Genomic DNA, 21,688 nt, shown 5'->3' with positions numbered 1-21,688 from the left:
GGCCCCCGCCCGACATTCGCCGGCCGCTCGGGCCGTGCCGTTGCAGCGCGCTGCGACTTCTCCGGAGACGCCGTTGTTCCAGGAGATGCCGCCGACCCAGGCGCGCTCAATTGCACAGCTTTGGTCGCTGGTGCTGAGGACGCGGCTGGATCTGCAGCCCGCTTCATGGGCGACAGCCCACGCGGGCTTCGGCCCAAGCTCTGGCTGCGCGGCGATTGTCGACTTCGGATCGGCATGATCTAGCTGCTCAGCCGCGGGCGCCGCCCGAATAGGTGATCAAGGCACCGCGATCGGTACTGCCAGCGCTGCCCGTGACCCGGCTTGTCGGCTGAGGTGCATCCTCATTTCGCTTCGCCTCGACGCGAGGCATCACGCTCATCGGACCTGGCCGGGTCGGATTCCGACGACGCGCCGAACTCCCCTCAGTGCCCGTGACGCGTTCGCCGCGATCCCAGTCGTCACCGGTGATCTTACTGCCAGCGGACTGACCTTCCCCAGTTACCCGCGACCGTTCGGCCGCTACAGTAGCCGCTCCCTCAGCGACATCCTCCTTGGGCTGCGGGGTCAGCAGGCTCGTTCGGGGACGCCGGCTGTCGAAACGAAACTGTTCGGTGCCAGTAATCTTGCCAGTTCCCATCCCGAACGGTCCGGTGATATGCCGATTCGACTCGTAGCTGGTTCCGGTCACGTTGCCCGAGCGACTTTCGCGCGCCGCACGAGCAGGCGAGCTGACACTGAAGCCTTGACCGGGTATGGGCTCCGCATCGTCGAGCGGGCGCGGGAAGTCAGGTTGTCCAGGTTCGGCAGCATGACTCGCCTCGGTGTCACAGACACTGGCGAACTGATCCGCGCCGACGTAGGGCGTGCCGGTCAGTGGCTCGCAGGCCCCCTTGGAAGCACCGGTCATAACACCGCCAATCCCGGGCTGGATACCCGTCATCACCCGGCCAGGGGTTGCCGACATCACCGGCGTGCGTGCCTTGATCTCGCGCCGCTGATTGGGGGCACAGTAATCCGCAGCCTGCTCCAATCCCGCGTAGGGCGTGCCAGTGACCGCCTTGCAGGTACCAGGCTCATCGCCCGTCACCTTGGCCGAGCGACCGGTCTGCGTGCCAGAGACACGATGGCCCTTGTTGGTCACCGAGAAGCCGACCTTGGGCGGCTCCGGCTGCGGGCTGATCTCGCAGAATTGCTCGTACTGCTCGCGAGAGGTGTACTCATCGCCAGTCACCAAGCGGCAGCTGCCAGGCTCATCGCCGGTCACGCTCGAGGCACGGCCGAGACGGGTTCCGGTTACAGTACCGCCAGACAAGGTCCCGGAGGTCGCGACCTTAGGTGGCACCGAGCGATCGGTCGGAATCTCAGAGGCTGCGGTGTACTGAGTGCCGGTTGGCACAACATTAGCCCCCTGTTCATCGCCGGTGACCTTGATCGAACGCCCAACCATGGTCCCTGATAGGCCCTGGCCATGGAGGGTCTCGGCAATGCCAGTCTCGCGCGGCTCAGGGGCCGGACGTGTATTGCAATAGCTGACGTATTGATCAGGCGATAGGTATTGAGTACCGGTCACGGTTTTACAGGTACCAGGCTCATCGCCAGTCACTTTGGGCGAGCGCCCGACCTCATTACCGGTCACAAAATTACCGTAACCCGTAGAGCTTGCGCCGATCTTGCTGACCGACGGGGCCGGATCGGTCTGACAGAATTCACGGAAGATGTCGGCACCCATGTATTCAGTGCCAGTGATGGTCCGGCAGGTGCTAGGCTCATCGCCGGTCGTCTTCAGGCTGCGGCCAACAGTGGTACCCGTGACGAATTGACCTTGGGATGTCTCGCTGACGCCAACCTTCCACGGCTGATCCGCAGCGCTGACTCTGGTCGGCCGCATCCGACCGCTAGGCTGAGACTTACGTTCCCCGGCGCCACCGTTGCTGCTGCGCTGCGCGCGAACCCGTTGTGCAAGCTCGCGGCCCGACAACTTAGGATTGGCTTGGCGAGCGATCCCGGCCACCGAATGGGGAACATTGGTCGCAGCCTTACCGCGGCTGCTCAGCGCAGCCCGCCGCGCGAGGACGACGGCCCGTCCGGCGGGCTTGTTGGCTAACACCGGATTTGGCTTACGCTTGCGATTGGTTGCTTGCGGCTGGTTGGAGGTCGGCGATACCGACAGCGATAGGGTCGTTGACCTCGGCGCGCTCTGCTTGACCGCATCCAAGGCTGCACGATTGCCGTTGCCGTTGCAGCCACAACCGCAGTCGGGCTTCGCTTGTGCTGGCGACTTGCTAGCGCCTGTGCGCGTCTTGAGGTCGCGAACACGATCACCGCTGCGCTGTGCGCGACGACCATCGCGGGCCAGCTTCGCCCGGCGCTGACGCGCGAACTCGCGGCTCGACTGCGCCGGACTTGGGGGCGCGGCACGATGCCGTTGGACGCCAGCCGAAGGAGACAGATCGAGACTCCGCGTTTGCGCCTGAGCCGACGCTGGGGCAGATACGGACGCAGATGGCCGGGCCGTAACACTGTTTGCGACAGGCCGTTCAGGCCGCGCGCGAACAGGCCGCGGGCTACGATTACGCTCCGGCGTGGTTTGCACCAAACCCTGCTTGCCCTGGTTCGACAGGGCACGCCGGCGGGCCAGGGCCGCCTCGCGGCCACTCGATCTCAGGTTCGCTTTGCTTGCCATGGGTAATTCCGTGGGGCTGTCGGGTTGGCTGTCCGTCATCGCCGGGCGGGCGGGCAGCTCGGGATAGTGCATCGCTTGCCGGCCTCCGGCACCCGCGAGGTGCTGAAAGACCGGAAAGACGGAGAACGACATCGTCGACGCCTGCGCTCCAATCTAGCGCCGGCTACGGGCACGAGTCCCGCAACCAGATCAGCTAGAGACAGAAGCCATCTGGCGATCGATCTAGCCGCGCCCGTGGAAGACCACGAAGCAGGAGCCCTGACTCTGAGTGTAGTTGTCGTAGCCGGTCAGGCGAACGTGATGATCCGGATAAGAACGATGACAGGCCTCGAGCTCGGCAGCGACGTTGCCGAGATCCTGCTCGCCGAAGAACGGCAGCTTCCACATGGTCCAGTAGTCATCCATCTGGCCGGAGGGATGCACGTGCTCGATGGCCGGCGTCCAGCCCTGGGCGATGATGTAGGCGATCTGGTCGTAGATCTCTTGTTGCGAGAGCGGCGGCAGGAAGCCGAAGGTCTCAAGGGTCTTCTTGGTCTGGTAGTCGCCCATGGTTGCTTGCAAGGACATGGCGGATACTCCTAATAAGATGCGGTTCGGTCGTGAGGTGGCTAGCGCCAGCGGAGACGGTCCGGGCTCGGATCAGGCGCGCTGCTCGCGCCTGATCCTGGCAGCGATGGCCGATCAGGCATCGAGCTTATCGACGGTGTCGAACTCGAACTTGATCTCCTTCCAGGTCTCCATCGCGATGGCCAGCTCTGGGCTGTGCTGAGCAGCCTCGGTGAGGATGTCGCGAGCCTCTTTCTCGATCTCGCGGCCTTCGTTGCGGGCCTTGACCGAGGCCTCAAGGGCGACACGGTTGGCGGCGGCGCCAGCGGCGTTGCCCCAAGGGTGACCCTGAGTACCACCACCGAACTGCAGCATGGAGTCATCACCGAAGATGGTCACCAGGGCCGGCATGTGCCAGACGTGGATACCGCCAGAGGCAACCGCGAAGACGCCCGGCATTGAGCCCCAGTCTTGATCGAAGAAGACGCCACGCGAACGGTCTTCCGGCACGAACGACTCACGCAGCTGGTCGACGAAGCCAAGCGTCGACTGACGGTCGCCTTCGAGCTTACCGACCACGGTACCGGTGTGCAGATGGTCGCCGCCCGAGAGACGCAGACACTTGGCCAGCACGCGGAAGTGGATACCGTGCTTCGGATGACGGTCGATGACCGCGTGCATCGCTCGGTGGATGTGCAGCAGCATGCCGTTCTCACGACACCAGTTGGCCAGGCCGGTGTTGGCGGTGAAGCCACCGGTGAGGAAGTCGTGCATCATGATCGGCGAACCGACTTCCTTGGCGAACTCGGCGCGCTTGTACATCTCTTCCGGCGTCGCGGCGGTGACGTTCAGGTAGTGACCCTTACGCTCACCGGTCTCCTGCTGCGCCTTCTGGATGGCCTCACCGACGAACTCGAAACGATCACGCCAGCGCATGAACGGCTGCGAGTTGACGTTCTCGTCGTCCTTGGTCATATCCAGACCGCCACGCAGGCACTCGTAGACCGCACGGCCGTAGTTCTTCGCCGACAGACCCAGCTTCGGCTTGATGGTGGCGCCGAGCATCGGGCGACCATACTTGTTCAGACGGTCACGCTCGAGCTGGATACCGGCCGGCGGACCACCGCAGGTCTTGATATAGGCGATCGGGAAGCGCAGGTCTTCCAGACGCAGATGGCGCAGGGCCTTGAAGCCAAACACGTTACCGACCAGCGAGGTCAGCACGTTGACGATCGAGCCTTCCTCGAACAGATCGATCGGGTAGGCGACGAAGGCGTAGAAGGACTCGTTGTCGCCCGGCACATCTTCGATGCGATAGGCGCGGCCCTTGTAGTACTCGAGATCGGTCAGCAACTCTGACCAAACGGTCGACCAGGTACCGGTGGAGGATTCAGCGGCAACCGCAGCGGCAACCTCTTCACGCGGAACGCCGGGCTGTCCGGTGACCTTGAAGCAGGCCAGCAGATCGGTGTCCAACGGGACATAGTCGGGGGTCCAGTACATGTCCCGGTATTCTTTTACACCGGCGTCGTACTTTTTAACGCTCATGCTCAGCTCCTGTGGGTCTGTTCTGCGTCTGCTTCGCTTGATCCGGGTTGCCTAACTCTGGATCGTGTTCTAGATCGTGTTCGGAGGGCCTCGGCAATGATGCCGCTGATAACCCGATAACCATACGCCCCGTGCAGTCTTCAGTGGAAATCGATTGTTTCGATCGACGGAATCGATTTCCGTCTATGGCGAGAACCGTCGACGGCGCCGTTTTAGTGCGCTCGGCAAGATAAACGACCCGTCACGGTGCAGCAATAGCCACTATGAGTTGGCGAGCATCACATTGATCCAGATCAACCAAGAAGACAGTTACCGGGGAACTTGTCGGTCAAGAGGGAGATGAACCCGCTGCAGCGGGCAGCGGGCAGCGGGCAGCGGGCAGCGGGCAGCGGGCAGCGGGCAGCGGGCAGCGGGCAACTAGTAGCGGACGCGCACTCGGTAGCTCAGGCGCGCTTCCGACTCGGCGGGAACCTCCAACCGCCAGACTGCCGTATTGGCATTCCCTTTCTCATGCGGAGCACTCTCCTCCAGCATGCTCCAGTCGCCCGGGATGCGCTCCTGAATCACCACCGTCTCCGGCTCCGACTTGGCATTCTTGACCAGCACCTCAAAGGCGCTTTCGAACTGATACTGCCAAGGTCCCGAGCCCGACAACTTCTTGAAATCGGTCTGCTTGCGCTCCGCAGTCACATCGAATGACTGACCAAGCTTGAGGCGGATGGCCTCGTTCTTCGGCGTGTGGTCGATGCGGTCCTCACCGATGAACTGCGCATTACCTTGGCTGTCGCGCTGATAGATGCGCACGATCCCCGCCGGCAGCGGGAGCCCCAGATTCGACGCCTCATCGTTGGTCGCGGTGAGGTACACGTTCACCGCCAGCTCCTGCGCCAGACCGCCGCGCGGCTCGTGAAACGCCCGTTGATCGCCTTGGATCAGCAGCTCCTTGCCAACCGTCACGCCCGGCGCATCGAGCAGCGCGACTTGCTTGGTCTGGTTATCGGCAATCGTGGTCGAATGCGCGAGCGAGTAGAGGTGATACTCGAACAAGCGCTCCTCGCGCATGTTCGGTGCTGGCGCGGCAGAGCGCATGACCATCGCCTCATATTGCGGCGCCTGCATCGCCTCCTCGACCTGATTCACCTCGCCAGCCACCAGCTGCAGCTGAGCGTTCTGATAGGTTGTCCCACTGCGGTTGGTCAAGGTCACCCAGCCAGCAAGATCGAGCCGCTGCTGATCCACCGACAACTCGCCCACATAGTCCGCCTTCCAGCCGAGCCCACGGCTCAGATAGCTCAGCTCGAGCTGCCGGGGACCCGCCTCTGCGCTCTCCAAGGCCAGCACCAGCGTTGGCCGGTCACGCAAAGTAGACGGGATATCCCGGTAGACGATGCGCCCTGGCGCCTGGCCAGCCTGGAAGGTCTCGATCCGGTCGCCGACGCGCAGCACCACGCCATTGCTCGCGGCAAGCACGGTGGCCTTCTCCTCGGTCTCCTCGCCGGTCGTTGGATGGGTGCTCACCAGCCCGACCTGGCGGCCGACATACTTCTCGAGCAGCGCCGCCGGCGTCAGCAGGTCGAAGTCGAAGTTCTGCTCGACCACCTGCGGTGTCGAACCTTCAGTAGCCCGCAGCAGCGCCGTCTCCGGGCGGATTTGCGCGCTGACGTCGCGGAAGGCCAGTGCCGTGCGGCCCGCCGGCAGCTCAACCCGCCGGCTATCGCGGATCAGCGCCAGGTCGTCGTTGTAGATCGTCACCGCAACGGCGGTCTGATCTTCAAGCGTGCTGCGCTGCTCAATGGCGACTGGCGCAGCGGTTTCGTGGTCGATCTCGGCCATGCTTGTCTCCGCGACGAGGCTGGTTGCAAGCGCCATGGTGGCGGCATAGCCGAGCACGGTCGCCAAGGGTAGTCTCATCATGATCTCCTGGTTAAGTGGCTGCCCATTTTCTACTTCCCGATAATCGCCCGCTCTTTTTTGAGTCCGTACCCGCTATGCTAGTGGGTGAGTGCAGGATGCAGCCACGCCACATCAGGGGCAAGCGCCGCAGCCGCACGCGGCGGCGTGCCCCTCACCTTCCCGTCACGACGACAGCGGGTATCCGTTCAACCCGGTACGTTAGATTCTGAATCCCCTGAGCCCAGCTCGCCAGCCTTGATCAACGTTGTCAAACGCGCCCGCAGCCGCCTGTACTTGCGCTGTAACAGCGAAAAAGGCGCCGACTTGGCCACCTCCTCGAACTCGACCATCTGCTGCCTGACCGGCTCCAGCCCAAAGAAGGCGCAGAGCCCCTTCAAGTCGTGCACCCGCTCACGCACCGCAGCGCGCTCAGCGCCACTGATGGCAGCCTCCAGCTTGGCCAGCTGATCCAGCAGTTCCTGCTCAAGGCGCCCCTGCCCGTGGACATCGAGCGTCACCGGCCGCACGCCAGCTGGATCGATGGGCTGAGGCGCGAACCGCTGCGCCGTCGCCGACGACCGCGCCGGAGCGGTTGATCGCTGAGCGCTTAACAGACGCTCCAGGGTCTCATCCAACAACCGCTCTGAGAGCGGCTTCAGCAGAAAGGCATCGAACAACGGACTCAGATCATCAGTAGGTTCAGCGACAAAGGCATCGGCGCTCAGCGCGATGATGCGCGGACCCTGTCCCTGCGGCATCAGCGCCCGCAAGCGGCGCGCGGCCTCAAAGCCATCCATGCCCGGCATGTGCAGATCCATGAACACCAGCGCCGGCCTTTGCTTCTCGACTCGTTGCAGTGCCTCGTGCCCCGAGGCGCTCTCAGCCACCCGCATGCCGCGCACCTCACACAGCTCCCGCATCAACGACCGATTAAACGCGTTGTCATCGACCACCAACACAGGCACTCCGGGAAAGACCGGAGCCGATGCGACGCCCGACCCATGAGCCCGCTCGATCTCGTCAACGCCAAGAAGTCGGCCGAGCAGACTGAACAGCCGCTCGCGGCGCACCGGCTTTGGACACCAATCCACTCGTCCCAGCGCCTGCACCGCGGCGGGCAACTGCCAGCGTTGCTCGTTGACCAACAACAGCAACGGGCCGCTGAACAGGTCGCAGACCTCAACGACCTTGCGCTCAATCTCGACCTGCGGCTCACCACGCACAGCGAGACCAAGGAGTAGAAGATCAAACCTGCGACCAACGCGCTCGGCTTGCCGCAACATGGTCTCGATGTGCTCGATCTGGCTGGTCGCGAAGACCTCGATACCCCAGCTCAACAGCACCGAGCGCAGTACCCGTACCTGAATGGGGGCGGGATCACACAGCAGCACCTTGCGCCCAGCCATGGACCGAGGCGCCTCCTTCCAGGCGCGGCAAGACAGGGCATCGCAGGGCAGTGAAAACGCAAAGCGTGACCCCTTGCCCAGCTGACTTCGCACCTCGATGCGGCCGTTCATCAACTCAAGCAAGCGTTTGCTGATCACCAAACCTAATCCGCTGCCTCCATAGCGACGGGAGATGGCCGAGTCAGCCTGTTCAAAGGGTCGGAACAACCGCTGCTTTTGCGCATCGCTCAAGCCAATGCCGGTATCGATGACCACCACCTGCAGCTCACCACCAACGCCATGATCGCCTCGCGCCAAGGACCGATAGCTCGCCTCCACAAACACATGACCCTGCTCTGTGAACTTGACCGCGTTATTGAGCAGGTTCAACAAGATCTGTCCAATGCGATTCGCATCACCGCGCAGCCGCTCCGGGACATCGCTATGCACCAGAAGCGCAAGCTCAATGCCTTTGGCCGCAGCCTCTGGGCCCAGAATGGCGACCACGTCTTCCAAGCAACGCCAGGGATCAAAAGGTTCCGATTCGATCGACAGCGCTCCAACATGCAGCTTCGCATACTGAAGAATGTCATCCACCACAGTCAGCAGCTGCTCCGACGCGCGCTCGATCGTTTGGCTATAGTCCCGCGACGCCTCCGTCTGTGCCTCCTGCTCAAGCAACCGACCAAAACCCACGACGGCATTTAAGGGCGTGCGCATCTCATGGCTGACACGCGCAATGAATTGATCTTTTGCCCGATTCGCCGCAAACGCCTCTTCGCGCGCTTGCTCCAATTGCAGATTGCGCTGCTCCAGCGTGCGCAGGCTATGACGCAACTCCTGCGTCGCCAGCTCGACCTGTTGTCGCATGGCTTGCTGCGCGCCCTCAAGCTCAGCGGCCATGAAGTTAAAGCCTCGGGCCAGTTGATCCAGCTCGACCAAAGACTGCCGCGGGACGCGAGCGCTCAGATCACCCTCTCGATACCGTGCAACGGTCGTGCTCAGGTCATGCAGAGCCCGCGACAACGCTGACCCGATCGAGAGCGCAGCCAAGATGCTCGCACCAAGACCAACCAGCAGCATCCAGAAGCCTTTGATGAAACGCGCTCGCTGCGCTGACAGCGTCGATGCCATCGACAGACGCACCTCAGCCCAACCCAGCAGACTGACGGCCGCAATGGGCTCCAATTGCTCAGGATGATCAGCCACGGGCGTAGCGGTGCTGCCCGCAATCGACGTAAACCGCAGTCCCGTCTGCTTTGCGATCTCAGTCGCACCGCTCTCAACCAGTAGCTCATGGCCTGGATCACGAATTCCCGCCCAAATCACGTCGGGCTGCAGAACAGCTGTCCGGCAGATCGCCCGCAACTGCGAGAGGTCTCCGACCAACAGCGGCAGTTCTGCCGCCAACGCCAAGTTGTCGGCGATCAGCCGACCGCGCGATTCGAGCGTTGCGCGAGCGTCTTCAGCACCGCGATAGACGTTGTAGCCACCGACCATGACCGAGGTCACCGCCAAGGGCACCAAGGCCAGCGCGATCAAACGCCCTTGGATGCTTTGCAGGACTGCGTATCGCGGCCGTCTCATCGGGAATCCCCGATCAGCCTATCGACACGCTCGGCCAACACCTCAAGAGAAGGGGCATCGATCCCCAAAGCGCTCGCAACCGAGGCGTTGATAGACAGCTCAAACTGCTCTGGATAAGACACCGGCGGGCGCCAGCGCTGCCGCTGTCGCGCCCAAGCCAGGACCGCGCCCGCGGTCTGCTCACCAATGGACTCGGGCGAACTGTAGATTGCTGCTAAGGCGCCCGCTTCGACGTAGGCTGCCGAATAGCCAATCACTGGGATTCGCCGATGATGGGCACCTTGGAGCAACCAGCGTGCGGTTGAGACACTCAATACCTCCGGCTCGAAGGCCGCAACAATCAATTCGGCCCGTTGCAGCAGCGCCCTGATTGCCGGCGCGACGTCTTTGCCGCCGTCACTCACCTCTAGGTTGACCCTGAACCCCAAGGCCAGCGCCGCACGGCGGAGCGCGACCTCGGCCTGACTCAACTGCGCCCCAGCCAGCAAACCAACCCGCTTAGCATTGGGCAATAGCGCCCGAGCAAGCGCCAGTTGGCGGACGATCGGCTGATCGATGAAGATCGCGCCGAGGAGCTGATCGGCCCGTTTTCGCGCTGCCAGGGTGCGAAACCGACCTTCGGGAATAAAGACACACAAGATCGGAACAGCCTGCTGCTCGAGCACACGCTCGCAGGCACGCGCCCCCACCGCGACCAATAACGCTGCTTCAGCGCTCGGCTCGCTTTCCGGCAGCTGTTGCTGAGCCACCCGCAGGCGCCGCCCAGCCGCTGTCCTCGTCAAGCCCTGCAGAAGCCCATCGGCAACCGCCTGATAGGCCTGATGCCGCCCACTCAGCAGCAGCTCGACAGGCGCCGGATCGGAATGTGAAAAGACGGACGTCGAGCACCCGATTCCAGCGGCCGCCACCGTTCTTAACCATCCCCTCACTGCCTTGCGCCGCAACCTGGTTGTGGCCTCTGCTGTCATGTTAATCACGCGCAGGAGGTTTAGAGGTCAATGCCAAGGCGACTCGCGACCAGCGCGGCTTCAACGCGGTTTGCGACCTGGAGCGTTCTCAATATCGACGCAACATGGGTCTTCACCGTGAATGCGGATAAACCCAACTCACGTGCGATCATCTTGTTGCTTCGGCCTTTCGCCATCAACGATAGCACTTCGAGCTGTCGGTCGGTCAGCCCTAGAGTCGGATCGGGCGGCAGCTGATCGCAACTGGCTGGCGAGTGGGCTGTGGAGACAAGCTCGACCGGAAAATACATACCGCCTTGCAAGATCAAGCGAAAGGCCTGAATCATGAGCGCTGCTGGCGTCGATTTTGTAATATAACCACAGGCGCCACAATCCAATGTCTTGCGGATATGCGATCTGTCTTCACTTGCCGACAAGACCACGATCGGTATGCCATCAAGTCGTGCAGTCAGATCACTGAGTAACTCGAAACCATCGGCGCCGGGCATAAAGAGATCCAAGATCGCCAGATCGAGATGGATACCCGAATCGATCACGCCAAGAACCTGATTCGCATCCTCTGCCTCAATGAACTCCGTACCCTTCTGACAGAGTTGGTCGAGGACAGCGATGAGTCCAGCGCGGACAAGTTCATGATCGTCTGCGATGAGCACTCTCATGTTGTTCTCACGCCAAGCGGGTGGACCACACCCGACACCATGATCGACTCCAATAGCTCATCAGCGCTTCTCACCGACGAGATCACGGAAGCCCAAGACTGACTTGCAAGAACGCCCTACGATCGAAATGATTACCTTGGCGCTCGTAAACACCATCATCTCGAAACTCCTGATAGGGCGTGTTTGCCAGATTCTGCACAATCAGCTCAATGTTGACCTCAGCATCGGACAGGCGAAAGCGCTTGGCGAGCTTGGCGTCGAGCCGGATGTAATCGTCAATCGGACCGCCATCACCCAACCAGCGCATCTCGTCCAGATGGAAAATCGCGAGGGTTCCGCTCCAGCCTCGGCCAAAACGGCGACTGGCTTGCAACGCCAGGGTATGCTCAGGCGTTGCATCATTAAGCGACTGCCAATCGACCATGACCCCATTCTCATCCAAGCGCGTCGGCTCGCTCCCCTTGGTTTTGGCCCAAGCGTAGCTGCCGAAAATCAGCATCTTTGCATCCGGCTGGTAGCGCACCTGCGCCTCAAAGCCGCGCGTCGTCCAACCGCCGCCTCGATCTGTTCTAATACGAACGCGACCTGGGGCGAGCAATTCAGCGCCCGCGCCTTTTAGACGCTCATAGAAGAGTGAGAAGTCAAAGCTCAATCCCATCAACGGCTGGTCAAAGAGATAGCCAAACTCCAGGCTATCCACTTGCTCTGGAGCTGCATCCGGCCCTGTTGCCAAGAACAGCTGTCGCACAAAAGTGCCGTCTGATAGGTAAATCGGGTAATCAACGAACTGTTCAGCAGCACTAAACAGTCGATAGTTTCGACTCGCGCTTGCGCGCAATGCCTGCCCCTTGGCAAGACGCCAATTGACACCCAAACGGGGCGATAGTTTACTGTCAGCAGACTCGGAAAACTCACCTAAGGCGTTCAAACTAAAAGTCAACCGCTCGCTAGCATACCATTCAGCAGAGCCAAGAACGCGTCCGGTCCATTCTCCGATCTCGCCATTGGTTCGAGCAAGGTAGAGGTCAGATTCTACGTGATCATAGCGAACGCTAGCACCCCACAACAAGCGCAGTGACGGATGAGGCTTCAACCATTGCTCAAACTCAACGTCAATACGGCTCCCATCGCTATTAAAATAACCAAGCTCAATCGATAACTCAGGGGCGACATCGACTTGGTAACGATCATCTTCCCGAGAAAACTGATGGGAGACCGAGAGCTTCATGCCCTGATCATTAGACGCATTCCTGCGCCAAGTGAGAACCTGATAATGTCCCAATAGCCGACGATCGCGAAAGGGAGAAAACTCGGAACCTTGACCATCGGCGCCCGTCTCGCCGTCGGTATAACCAAGCTCAATAGAGAGGGTATCGGAAAGCCCTAAAGGAAGCTGACCATGAAATCGAAGGCCTGTAATTCGCCGATGATCATTGACCGCATCGAAGCCGTCAGCTTCATCATACTGAACCGTCGCAACCGCATCCATTCCAGCAAACTGAGTACCCAAGCGCGCAACCCCCTGCCGAGTGTCGACCGACCCTAGGGTACCCCGCAAATATTGACCTCGCAGTTCAAAGGGCTCTCTGGTGATGACATTGACGCTGCCGAATGTCGCATTGCCGCCAAAGGCCGGTGCATTCGGACTACGAATGACCTCAATCTGCTCAATGTTTTCCAGCGGAATGCCAAGCAAATTCCAATCTGTAAAGGCATGAACCGGAGAATAGACCGCATGACCATTGACCATCACTTCAAGCCGACGCTCCAAGGCGTCAGCAACGCCATGTCGAGTCGCTGTTGTGACTGCGCCTGATGCCAAGGCCACCTGAAAGCCAGGGACAAGTCGCAACAATTCCGGGACACTGAGCAGGGTTGACGCATCGATCAAGTCGCGATCAATGATGGTCACGGCAGCCGGCGTATTGAGCACTGAGTCAGTCAACCGCGTTGCCGAGGTGACTTTTGGTATCTTGGCGAGAAACTCACGCTCATCAGCCGAGGTCTCGGGCATCGCCTGCGCGACCGAACCCGTCGCCAGTAGGAGCAGAGAGCAAGCGCCTTGTGAAAAGCCGTTAGCCAAAGCATTACCCATGGTTATTAGAAGTCACATCACCGCAATGAGTCACCCCAAGGTGATTGCAATCAGCAGCATCACCATTGTCGTCGCCGGCAGTCCCATTGACCTTGGCGCATCTTGACCTTGCCGATTCAGCAGAAGCCGAGAGAATAGTCTGCTGAGCGAAACGCGCCTCAGACATCGAACCCCTGCTCGCGCGCGAGCATCACGGCTTCGATGCGGTTTGCCGCCCCCAGGGCGCGCAGGATGGCAACGACATGTGACTTCACCGTGTACTCAGAGAGCTTGAGCTCACGCGCGATCATCTTATTGCTCCGGCCCTTGGCGATCAGCGCTAGCACCTGCAGTTGTCGGCTGGTCAGCACCAGATCGGTCGCCGATGGCGGATGCTGAGGCTTAGGCGGGTCCTGAGGCTGAAGCAGGTCTGGCAACTGATCAGCGGCGGCCACCTCAGGTGGCACCTCTGAACGCTCGATAGGCTCTGGCAGGCAGCGGGTAGCCTGCGCTGGGATGGTCTGAAACAGCTCAGCCGGACAGTACACCCCGCCCTCCAAGACCAGCCGAATCGCCTGCAGCATCAGTGCAGGATCGGTCGATTTGGGGATGTAGCCCGAGGCGCCACTATCCATCGCCTTGCGCGCATCGGCCAGATCTTCACTGGCCGTGAACACAACCACCGGACAGCCATCGAGCCGCGCGCAGAGATCGCTCAGCAGTTCGAAGCCATTCGCACCCGGCATAAACAGGTCGAGGATCACGAGATCCAGATGCAGGCCAGAGTCCAGCACCCCGACCACCTGATCAGCATCCTCTGCCTCAATGCACTCGATCTTGAGCTGGCACAGCGCACCTAGGACTGAGATCAATCCTGCGCGAACCACTGCATGATCATCTGCAATGAGGATTTTCATCCTACTAGTATACAAAACGCATTCTAGCAGCGGTCACTCATGTTCGACTTTTTTCCGGTTGAAGGCGACAACTGGCCCGAAGGGAGTACTCCAAAAGGACCATAGAACTTTTTTGCATTTCAACATTTCAACCAAGCTTGCAGGAGGAAGCCCATTGGGGTTACTGAAACGGTTGTTTAATACAGCCGTTTGACTTGGCTCACAGCGCAATTAAGGCCAAGGATACTGTGATGATGAAACCGACCCCAAGGCCCGTAAAATTCTCGCCGGCATAGGTTATAGCAACGACCCGAAGTCACTGCCTGGCGGCACTGGATACCCCGCCCAGACAGGGCCAACGCGATCAACATACGAAACCTCGCCTCCTACAGGTTAGACCTACAGGGCTAGCCCATTAAAACGATAGAATTCGACGTTAATCGGCTACATCCTGTTGATCAAGCAACAGCGCCATCGTCACGGGGCCTGTGAGCAATGCCATTAAGTTAAGCCCCACCTACCGGCAGCGCTTGTAGTTGGGGTGGAAACGCTTTGGCTTCGTCGACTTGATGTGACGCGGGAAGGTGCGATCAGGCCGGATCGGCTCCACCTCAGAGGCGATGGCGCAGAGCAACCGCTGAAGCAAGCCCGGTGGAGGGTCCAAAGTCAGCAGGCGCACCACATTGTCCTTCATCTTCGAGAGGGCATTGGCGAAATTGACCTGATAAGCGTGTCGTCGTTGTTGGTACAGACGCTTGGTCATCCACTGTGCCACCCAGAAGCAGGCATCACTAGGCCGCAGAGGACGCAGACGGCCGTGTCGAGTCGCGGCCGAGCTTGGCGTCGATCGCCCGCGCGATCATCGGTGAACGAAACCAGCGCGCCTCCGATGTCAAGCAGATTCTGGGCTTGCTACTGCGGTTAGTCCTGGCAGCAGTGCTGAAAAATCCTCGATCGCATCGAACTCCTCACAGGCGCGCGCGGGCTGCGTCGAGTCTGGCGCCAAGATCGCCAGCAGCCAGCGGAAGCCATACTGACGAGCAGCCCGCAACACCGGGAGACTGTCGTCAACGAACAGCGTGCGCTCGGGATCGAAGGGCTCGATCTTCTGGACTCGCGGCCAAAACTCCGGAGACTCCTTCGCGGCGTGCAGGTCATGGGAACAGACGATGTGCTCCAGATGGCCATCGAGGCGCGTCTTGCTCATCTTTAGCTCGATCGATTTCTGGTGCGCATTGGTCACCAAGACGCGCCGCTTGCCGGCAGCAGCCAACGCCTCAAGGAAGCTCAGCACATGCGGATGAATCGCAATCAGATGCTCGACCTCAGCCTTGAGCATGGCGATATCGAGCGCGAGCGCTTGCGTCCAGTGATCAACGCTGTACCACTGCAGCGAGCCTAGCAGCGCCTGATAGCGCGCATAGAGGTCGTCCTTCGAGGCCGCCAGCGAGATCCCTCTCGACTCGGCATAGCGCAGCGGGACGTGCTCGAGCCAGAAATGGTTGTCGAAGCGCAGGTCCAGCAGTGTGCCGTCCATGTCGAGGAAGACGGTATCGATGGCGTTCCAGTCCAGCATGTGTTGGCTCAGCTGTTTCTCGGCGTTAACGGCCATTCTACAGACCGCGATGGCCAAGGATCAGTCGCATCTAGCGATCGGTCGCAGGGCTGACCGAGGGCGTCGATCAGCCCTGTGCGAATCAGTGCGTGACATCAGAGACGAGAATTCCCGTGCCCTGAGTATACGAAAAAGCTCAACGGTCGGTGCCCAGTCATCAGTGCCGAACCTGGACAACAGGATGGACTAGTCCAGTTGCACTAGGCCATCCGAGCTATAGACCGATTCGCCATTGTCGCCAACCATGCCTCTATCAGCAGTATCGTGCGAAATCGCATTGTTATCAGCCGTGCCTCAGCACGACCGACAAGGTTTCGCAAAACGTCGTCCAGCTCCTCTGCCCACTACGTGAGATAGGTTCCGTCATGAAACACACTGCCCTAACCGCCAGCCTACTGACCCTATTGCTCAGCACGCACACCGTTGTTCAGGCTGAGGATGCCAACGAGAATGCTGGCGCGGAGCTGTTCAAGTTCCATGGCTGTGTCAACTGCCATGGCGCCGACGGCAAGAGCCCAGTCAGCAAAATGGTTCCTGAACTCGCGGGTAAGCCGGCCGACGAGCTCTATTCGAAAGCCACTAAGATTCTCGCTGGCGAAGGCAGCAACGATGAGGCGAAGCTGATGCACGCCGCGTTCTATTCCCCATCGAGCTGCGACGCGCCTCCGAGTGACGAGCAGGTCAAATCAATCACCGAATGGCTTTCGATGCAGTAGCCACCCCTCCCCCCGTCACCCCACGTCATGCTTGGAGGCTGCAACCTCTGCGCAGCCTCTAAGCGGTCCCTACCGGCGACCATCTCAACAGCCTGCGCTCTCGTTTCCACCTGCGGTCTTGACTGCTGTGGCAAACACAGCCTTCAAGCCAGCGCTTGAAAGTGGCGTTGCTTCCCAATGGAGAATGCTGTGACCACGAACGTTGATGTCGCCATCATCGGTGCCGGTCACGCCGGTCTGAACGTCGTCAACGAGGTTCGCAAGGTCACGGATCGTTGGATACTGATCACCTGGCGACGGCTGACTCCCAGCCCATCTAGCGCCTGAGGAGCCAGTGCGACCTAGATTTGACAGCTCCGAATACTACAGATGCGTCAGATCTTGTGTGCAGTTTCGAATCAGTCGACCTGCGAGTAGAACTGGCTCAGCAGATCGATTTCCTCGTCGCTCAGATCTTGAACCCGCTCTCGCATTTTCTCAGGCTGCGGTAGCCTAGAACCGAAAGCCGAACCTTCGGCTGAGCCGGAACCAGCATCCCGGTAATCAGTCAGCATCATGCTGAGGTACGCTGGCCACTGACCTGCGAGGCGCGGGATCTCCTTATCCTGAAACCGCCCTTCATCATCATGACACTCGGCGCACAGGTCATCATGCAATTCCAAGGCGCGCTCACGATCAATCTCCAAACTTGCCCCTAGGCCCTCCCCGCGCGCCCCTCGCCAAGGCCGACCTTCGAAATAGTCAGCCATCGCGCGAAGTTCTTTCAGGCTATAGCCCTTGGCGATGCGGCCCATGATGGTCGATGGGCGCTCATCCAGCTTATAACCACGCATAATGTAGAAGAATAGGCGGGCGTTCATCGCCGCAATGCTCGGCACCAGAGGCCCTTCGCTCACACCCTCGAAGCCATGACAACCGCTACAGTTCCAGCTCAATGCTGGCGAGAAGGTTGAGCCGATGGCTTGCTGGGGGTTAACCACCAATAGACTACCAAGTAGTGCGAGTCCGAGATGAGATGAGGGCATAGCAGCGGGACCAAGTCGCTTGGACGAGTCATCGCGAGCATAGTCAAAGTCTCCAGTCAGGTCTACCAAAAGCAAAGCGAGCGTTTCTTCAACGGGAAGGAAGGCGCGCTGACAGCCGACCATGACCGACCAGCTGCATGAATCCATCAAGACGATGGATGTCTCCACCAATCCGTCATAAGCCTATTTCTCGCCCATCTGCGTTCACGGCTGAATTCTTAGGCTGAAGCGCCCCAGCCCAATCATGCTGGTGGCAAAGAGGCTGCACTCCCAAACCGACGCTCAGCGGGCGGGCGACATGCTTGACCGGGACTCGGCATCGCTCTAGCCTCTGGCCAGGGTCAAGCTAGTACGACCTCGCGCTTGGTCAAGCCAGTACGGCCTCGCTCTTGCCGTCAACAAGACGGTATCTGCGGGTTCGCAAGACGTTCATCCATATTCATGTCTATATCCATACGCAAACTCACGCTTGCGCTCATCGCTCCTGCCCTCATCGCTGGCTGCATGGACACCGAGCAACCGCTCGCCCTCGGAACCCTGGAGCGCGATCGCGTCGCCCTCACCGCCACCGCCGCTGAGATCATCCTCGCGCTGCCCGTCGCCGAAGGCTCGCCGGTGACCAAGGGCACCCTGCTCGCCCAGCTCGACGACCGCCAGCAGCGTGCCGAGGTCGAGCGCGCCAAGGCCCAGGTGGCGCAGGCCGAGGCACATCTGCAGCAGTTGCGCAACGGCCCGCGCGACCAAGATATCGCCACAGCCCGGGCGCAGGTCGCGGGCGCAGAGGCGAATCTACGCGAGGCCGAGATCACCTACGATCGCAATGCTGAGCTGCTCGGCCGCAAGGCTGTCAGCCAGGCCGAGGTCGATCGGACCAAGGCACTGCGTGATGCCGCCAGCGCGCGGCTTGATGAGGCCAAGGAGAAGCTCGATGCATTGCTCGCTGGCACGCGACCGGAGGAGATCAGCCAGGCCGAAGCCGAGCTGAATGCGGCACGGGCGGAACTCGACTACAAGCAGGCGTTACTGGCCGAGCTGACCGTCGTCGCCACCCGCGACGGCGTGCTCGACAGCCTGCCCTGGAATCTCGGCGAGCGCGTCACCATCGGCAGCCCAGTGGCCGTGATGCTCGCCGGCAAGGCGCCCTACGCTCGTGTCTACGTGCCGGAGCCCTACCGAGTCAAGATCAACCAGGGCGATAGGCTCAAGGTGCGGGTCGATGGCCTCGAGCAGACCTTCGATGGCAACGTGCGCTGGATCAGCTCCGACCCCGCCTTCACCCCCTACTACGCGCTCAATGCCAGCGACCGCGCACGCCTGATGTACCTGGCCGAGGTCGAGCTCCCAGACAGCGCCGCCGAGCTGCCGAATGGCGTGCCAGCGCAGGTCGAGCTACCGTGACGGAGCCGATCATCGAGGCGCGGGGACTCACCCGCCGCTTCGGCACGCTGACCGCCGTCGACGCCCTGGATCTGACCGTCGAGCCGCAGACCATCTATGGCTTTCTCGGCCCCAACGGCTGCGGTAAAACCACCACCGTGCGCATGCTGACTGGCCTGCTGACACCCTCCGCCGGCACGGTCAGCGTGCTCGGCCATCAGCTGCCGCGCGACGCTGAACGCCTCAAGCGTCGGATCGGCTACATGACCCAGAAGTTCTCGCTCTACGACGACCTCACCGTCGCCGAGAACCTCCGCTTTGTCGCCGAGATCTATGGTCTCAGCCAGCGCATCGCGCGCCAGCGGATCAGCGAGCTGCTGTCGACCTATGCGCTGGAGCCGATGCACAATCGCCGCGCTGGGCGCATGAGCGGCGGGCAGCGTCAACGCCTAGCCCTAGCGGCAGCGACCATCCATCAGCCGACGCTCTTGTTCCTCGACGAGCCAACCTCGGCCGTCGACCCCGAAAACCGCCGCGATTTCTGGGAACGACTATTCGACCTGATCGACGCCGGCGCCAGCATCCTGGTCTCGACCCATTACATGGACGAAGCCGAGCGCTGCCACCGGTTGGCCATCATGGAGTCGGGTCACAAGCGCGCTGATGGCTCGCCGGCGGAGCTGATGGCGGCGATGGGCGCCCATGTGGTTGAGGTCGAGGCGCCCAACCTGCGTGCGCTGAAGCAACAACTTGCGACGCTGCCGGAGGTGATCTCGGCGGCCCAGCTCGGCAGCCGGCTGCGGGTGTTGGTGCAAGAGCGCATCGATGATCCGATCAACTGGCTCAAGGCGCAGTCGCTGAGACCCGTACCCACTGGCTTGGAGCTGGCACGGCCAAGCCTAGAGGACGTATTCGTCACCAGCACTGGTCATCACGCGGGGTCAAGTACAAGCCAAGCGCGGCAACAGGAGATTGGCGATAGGGACGCTGACCATGAGAACCATCGAGCGCAAGCTGGAACCAGGCTCAAGGCGAGCGACCGAGCCAACAAGGGCACCGACCTCGAGCACAGCGGCACCACTGATAACGCCAGCCTGCCCGCAGGAGGCCCTCCTGGGGCTCGCGCTGAAGACCGCTCTGGGAACAATCCACGGTGAACGGCTTGCTGCAATCGGCCCGGCGCATCCTCGCCATCCTCTCCAAGGAGCTGACGCAGCTGCGGCGCGACCGCACCACGCTGGGTATGGTCATCATGATCCCGCTGATCCAGCTGCTTCTGTTCGGCTATGCGATCAACACCAACGTGCGTCATATCCCGGTAGCACTGGTCGATCAGGCCAACAGCGGACTCAGCCGAGTGCTGACCCAGACGGTAGAAGCCACCCAGGTGGTCAGTTTCACCGAACGCTACGCCGATATCACGTCGGCGCAGAACGCCATCATCGAGGGCCGAGTGCGCGCCGCCTTCATCATTCCACCGGATCTGAGTCAGCGCGTCGCCCGCAGCAGCAGCGTTGGCGCGGGACTTCAGACCCCAGCCTCCACCGACGAGCAGACCAGTCGACCGGTCGCACAATGGATCGTCGATGGCTCCGATACCATGATCGCCGGCGCCATCAAGAGTCTCCGCGCGATGCCACTGACGGAGCTACTGCGCCGACCCGCCAACCGCAGCACGCCCACCTTCGCCGTCGCACTCTTCTTCAATCCAGAGCAGCGCACCGCGATCAACATCGTGCCCGGCCTGGTCGCCGTGATCCTGACCATGACCATGGTGATGTTCACCTCAGCGGCCATCGTACGCGAGCGCGAGCGCGGCAACATGGAGATGCTGATCAACACCCCGGTGCGGCCGCTCGAGCTGATGCTCGGTAAGATCGTGCCCTACATCGCCATCGGCCTGGTGCAGACCACCATCATCCTGCTGCTTGGCCATCTGATCTTTGGTGTACCGCTGCACGGCTCACTCTTGGCACTGGCGATCGCTACGCTCGCCTTCATCGGCGCCAGTCTCGCCCTCGGTCTGGTGCTCTCGACCATCGCCAGCAACCAACTGCAGGCGATGCAGATGACCGTTTTCATCCTGCTGCCCTCAATCCTACTCTCCGGCTTCATGTTCCCGTATGAAGGCATGCCGATCCCAGCTCAATACATCGCCGAGGTGCTACCGGCAACCCACTTCATGCGCGCCATCCGTGCCGTGATGCTGCGCGATGCCAACCTCGACCAGGTTGCCGAAGATACGCTCTGGCTGCTCGGCTTTATGCTGTTGGGACTCCTGCTAGCCTCTTTGCGCTTCAAGAAACGGCTGGATTAGGTCTGAAACAAGGGATGCGTCGGCCACCCGTCTGCGTGCGCTCGGAGGAGATCAGGACTGGGAGATCAGAACCCGACCACCAAAATTGGAGATCACGAGCCTGGTGCCGGGGTCGATCAGGAGCCGATCGCTTGAACTGGAAACGCGCTGGTATAGAAGACCAAGCAGCGACTCGGCGAGCGGGTCGCGTCGGAGGCTCAACACACGCTGCAGCGCCTGCTCCGCAGCCGCTGACTCATCCTTGACGAACTCGGCGATGCCGATGCGCAGCCAGTGCTCTGCGGCACGCTCGGTCGCCAACAGTAGACCGAGCTCCATGCCGCAGCGGCGGCAGATCTCGGCCTCATCGAGGCGCGCACGACAGTTAGGACAGCGTTCCATGGTGGCTCTGATCGCTCG

The 21,688-nt window shown here is 61.1% G+C and carries 19 protein-coding genes; 6 read left to right on the top strand and 13 right to left on the bottom strand.

The features are described from left to right. Positions 1–247: 247 nt before the first annotated feature. From CCR96_RS05355 to CCR96_RS05325, 7 genes are all read right to left on the bottom strand, one after another. Positions 248–2,815, bottom strand: a complete 2,568-nt coding sequence (locus CCR96_RS05355; protein WP_242518561.1) for a CsoS2 family carboxysome shell protein — start codon at positions 2,813–2,815, stop codon at positions 248–250. Between the two features lie 90 nt (positions 2,816–2,905). Next, positions 2,906–3,250 (bottom strand): ribulose bisphosphate carboxylase small subunit, encoded by a 345-nt coding sequence (locus CCR96_RS05350; RefSeq protein WP_201218581.1) that lies wholly within the window; start codon positions 3,248–3,250, stop codon positions 2,906–2,908. 114 nt (positions 3,251–3,364) lie between these two features. Then, positions 3,365–4,777 carry a form I ribulose bisphosphate carboxylase large subunit gene (locus CCR96_RS05345; protein ID WP_201218578.1) on the bottom strand — a complete coding sequence of 471 codons (1,413 nt, stop codon included), beginning with the start codon at positions 4,775–4,777 and terminating at the stop codon, positions 3,365–3,367. 417 nt (positions 4,778–5,194) lie between these two features. After that, positions 5,195–6,688, bottom strand: coding sequence for a DUF4139 domain-containing protein (locus CCR96_RS05340; protein WP_242518559.1), 1,494 nt, complete (start codon positions 6,686–6,688; stop codon positions 5,195–5,197). 188 nt (positions 6,689–6,876) lie between these two features. Beyond that, complete coding sequence (locus CCR96_RS05335; RefSeq protein WP_201218574.1) at positions 6,877–9,642, bottom strand: hybrid sensor histidine kinase/response regulator; 2,766 nt, start codon at positions 9,640–9,642, stop codon at positions 6,877–6,879. Beyond that, entirely contained in the window at positions 9,639–10,550 is a 912-nt protein-coding gene (locus CCR96_RS05330) for an ABC transporter substrate binding protein (RefSeq protein ID WP_201218572.1), read from the bottom strand. The genes CCR96_RS05335 and CCR96_RS05330 overlap by 4 nt, the downstream gene beginning before the upstream one ends. An 80-nt stretch (positions 10,551–10,630) precedes the next feature. Continuing rightward, positions 10,631–11,221, bottom strand: coding sequence for a response regulator transcription factor (locus CCR96_RS05325; protein ID WP_338035818.1), 591 nt, complete (start codon positions 11,219–11,221; stop codon positions 10,631–10,633). Between CCR96_RS05325 and CCR96_RS25300 the strand changes: the two genes are divergently transcribed. Then, positions 11,126–11,371: a hypothetical protein gene (locus CCR96_RS25300; protein ID WP_338035819.1), complete on the top strand. Its 246-nt coding sequence runs from the start codon at positions 11,126–11,128 to the stop codon at positions 11,369–11,371. The two genes, CCR96_RS05325 and CCR96_RS25300, sit on opposite strands and share 96 nt — an antisense overlap. Here CCR96_RS25300 and CCR96_RS05320 read toward each other — a convergent pair. The 4 genes from CCR96_RS05320 to yrfG form a co-directional block, all read right to left on the bottom strand. Then, a complete protein-coding gene (locus CCR96_RS05320; protein ID WP_201218568.1) occupies positions 11,352–13,364 on the bottom strand; it encodes a TonB-dependent receptor plug domain-containing protein in 2,013 nt (670 codons plus the stop codon). The genes CCR96_RS25300 and CCR96_RS05320 overlap by 20 nt on opposite strands. A 158-nt stretch (positions 13,365–13,522) precedes the next feature. Continuing rightward, positions 13,523–14,260, bottom strand: a complete 738-nt coding sequence (locus CCR96_RS05315; protein ID WP_274601073.1) for a response regulator — start codon at positions 14,258–14,260, stop codon at positions 13,523–13,525. A gap of 496 nt (positions 14,261–14,756) precedes the next feature. Next, a complete protein-coding gene (locus CCR96_RS05310; RefSeq protein ID WP_242518546.1) occupies positions 14,757–15,002 on the bottom strand; it encodes a hypothetical protein in 246 nt (81 codons plus the stop codon). 129 nt (positions 15,003–15,131) lie between these two features. After that, on the bottom strand, positions 15,132–15,851 hold the full coding sequence (yrfG, locus tag CCR96_RS05305) for a GMP/IMP nucleotidase (protein WP_242518544.1): 720 nt from the start codon (positions 15,849–15,851) through the stop codon (positions 15,132–15,134). Positions 15,852–16,219: 368 nt separating this feature from the next. Here yrfG and CCR96_RS05300 point away from each other — a divergent pair, with 368 nt between their 5' ends. Both CCR96_RS05300 and CCR96_RS05295 read left to right on the top strand, forming a co-directional pair. After that, positions 16,220–16,570: a c-type cytochrome gene (locus CCR96_RS05300; RefSeq protein WP_201218563.1), complete on the top strand. Its 351-nt coding sequence runs from the start codon at positions 16,220–16,222 to the stop codon at positions 16,568–16,570. Between the two features lie 189 nt (positions 16,571–16,759). Then, positions 16,760–16,897, top strand: a complete 138-nt coding sequence (locus CCR96_RS05295; protein WP_201218561.1) for a hypothetical protein — start codon at positions 16,760–16,762, stop codon at positions 16,895–16,897. A gap of 71 nt (positions 16,898–16,968) precedes the next feature. On the opposite strand, the gene CCR96_RS05290 is transcribed toward CCR96_RS05295, so the two are convergent. Continuing rightward, entirely contained in the window at positions 16,969–17,595 is a 627-nt protein-coding gene (locus tag CCR96_RS05290) for a c-type cytochrome (RefSeq protein ID WP_201218559.1), read from the bottom strand. A 441-nt stretch (positions 17,596–18,036) separates the two neighbouring features. On the opposite strand from CCR96_RS05290, the gene CCR96_RS05285 reads away from it, so the two are divergent. From CCR96_RS05285 to CCR96_RS05275, 3 genes are read left to right on the top strand one after another with little or no spacing between them, the layout of a single operon-like run. After that, the gene (locus tag CCR96_RS05285; RefSeq protein WP_207191870.1) at positions 18,037–18,993 is read left to right on the top strand and encodes an HlyD family secretion protein; all 957 of its coding nucleotides are present in this window, start codon (positions 18,037–18,039) and stop codon (positions 18,991–18,993) included. Next, entirely contained in the window at positions 18,990–20,129 is a 1,140-nt protein-coding gene (locus CCR96_RS05280; RefSeq protein WP_338035816.1) for an ABC transporter ATP-binding protein, read from the top strand. Before CCR96_RS05285 ends, CCR96_RS05280 begins: the two co-directional genes overlap by 4 nt. Next, entirely contained in the window at positions 20,126–21,289 is a 1,164-nt protein-coding gene (locus CCR96_RS05275; protein ID WP_201218557.1) for an ABC transporter permease, read from the top strand. The genes CCR96_RS05280 and CCR96_RS05275 overlap by 4 nt, the downstream gene beginning before the upstream one ends. Positions 21,290–21,340: 51 nt before the next feature. On the opposite strand, the gene CCR96_RS05270 is transcribed toward CCR96_RS05275, so the two are convergent. Further along, complete coding sequence (locus tag CCR96_RS05270) at positions 21,341–21,670, bottom strand: hypothetical protein (RefSeq protein WP_201218555.1); 330 nt, start codon at positions 21,668–21,670, stop codon at positions 21,341–21,343. Positions 21,671–21,688: the final 18 nt, after the last annotated feature.

It is taken from the genome of Halochromatium roseum (assembly GCF_016653315.1).
Taxonomy (GTDB): domain Bacteria; phylum Pseudomonadota; class Gammaproteobacteria; order Chromatiales; family Chromatiaceae; genus Lamprobacter; species Lamprobacter roseus.
This window is presented reverse-complemented; position numbering and strand designations above follow the sequence as displayed.

Excerpts from the sequence above, each read along its gene's own strand:
- CCR96_RS05350 (WP_201218581.1), bottom strand. The coding sequence starts at position 3,250 with ATGTCCTTGCAAGCAACCATGGGCGACTACCAGACCAAGAAGACCCTT.
- CCR96_RS05300 (WP_201218563.1), top strand. The coding sequence starts at position 16,220 with ATGAAACACACTGCCCTAACCGCCAGCCTACTGACCCTATTGCTCAGC.
- CCR96_RS05290 (WP_201218559.1), bottom strand. The coding sequence starts at position 17,595 with ATGCCCTCATCTCATCTCGGACTCGCACTACTTGGTAGTCTATTGGTG.
- CCR96_RS05335 (WP_201218574.1), bottom strand. The coding sequence starts at position 9,642 with ATGAGACGGCCGCGATACGCAGTCCTGCAAAGCATCCAAGGGCGTTTG.
- CCR96_RS05270 (WP_201218555.1), bottom strand. The coding sequence starts at position 21,670 with ATGGAACGCTGTCCTAACTGTCGTGCGCGCCTCGATGAGGCCGAGATC.
- yrfG (WP_242518544.1), bottom strand. The coding sequence starts at position 15,851 with ATGGCCGTTAACGCCGAGAAACAGCTGAGCCAACACATGCTGGACTGG.
- CCR96_RS05320 (WP_201218568.1), bottom strand. The coding sequence starts at position 13,364 with ATGGGTAATGCTTTGGCTAACGGCTTTTCACAAGGCGCTTGCTCTCTG.
- CCR96_RS05315 (WP_274601073.1), bottom strand. The coding sequence starts at position 14,260 with ATGAAAATCCTCATTGCAGATGATCATGCAGTGGTTCGCGCAGGATTG.
- CCR96_RS05310 (WP_242518546.1), bottom strand. The coding sequence starts at position 15,002 with ATGACCAAGCGTCTGTACCAACAACGACGACACGCTTATCAGGTCAAT.
- CCR96_RS25300 (WP_338035819.1), top strand. The coding sequence starts at position 11,126 with ATGGATACCCGAATCGATCACGCCAAGAACCTGATTCGCATCCTCTGC.
- CCR96_RS05285 (WP_207191870.1), top strand. The coding sequence starts at position 18,037 with ATGTCTATATCCATACGCAAACTCACGCTTGCGCTCATCGCTCCTGCC.
- CCR96_RS05345 (WP_201218578.1), bottom strand. The coding sequence starts at position 4,777 with ATGAGCGTTAAAAAGTACGACGCCGGTGTAAAAGAATACCGGGACATG.
- CCR96_RS05355 (WP_242518561.1), bottom strand. The coding sequence starts at position 2,815 with ATGTCGTTCTCCGTCTTTCCGGTCTTTCAGCACCTCGCGGGTGCCGGA.
- CCR96_RS05340 (WP_242518559.1), bottom strand. The coding sequence starts at position 6,688 with ATGAGACTACCCTTGGCGACCGTGCTCGGCTATGCCGCCACCATGGCG.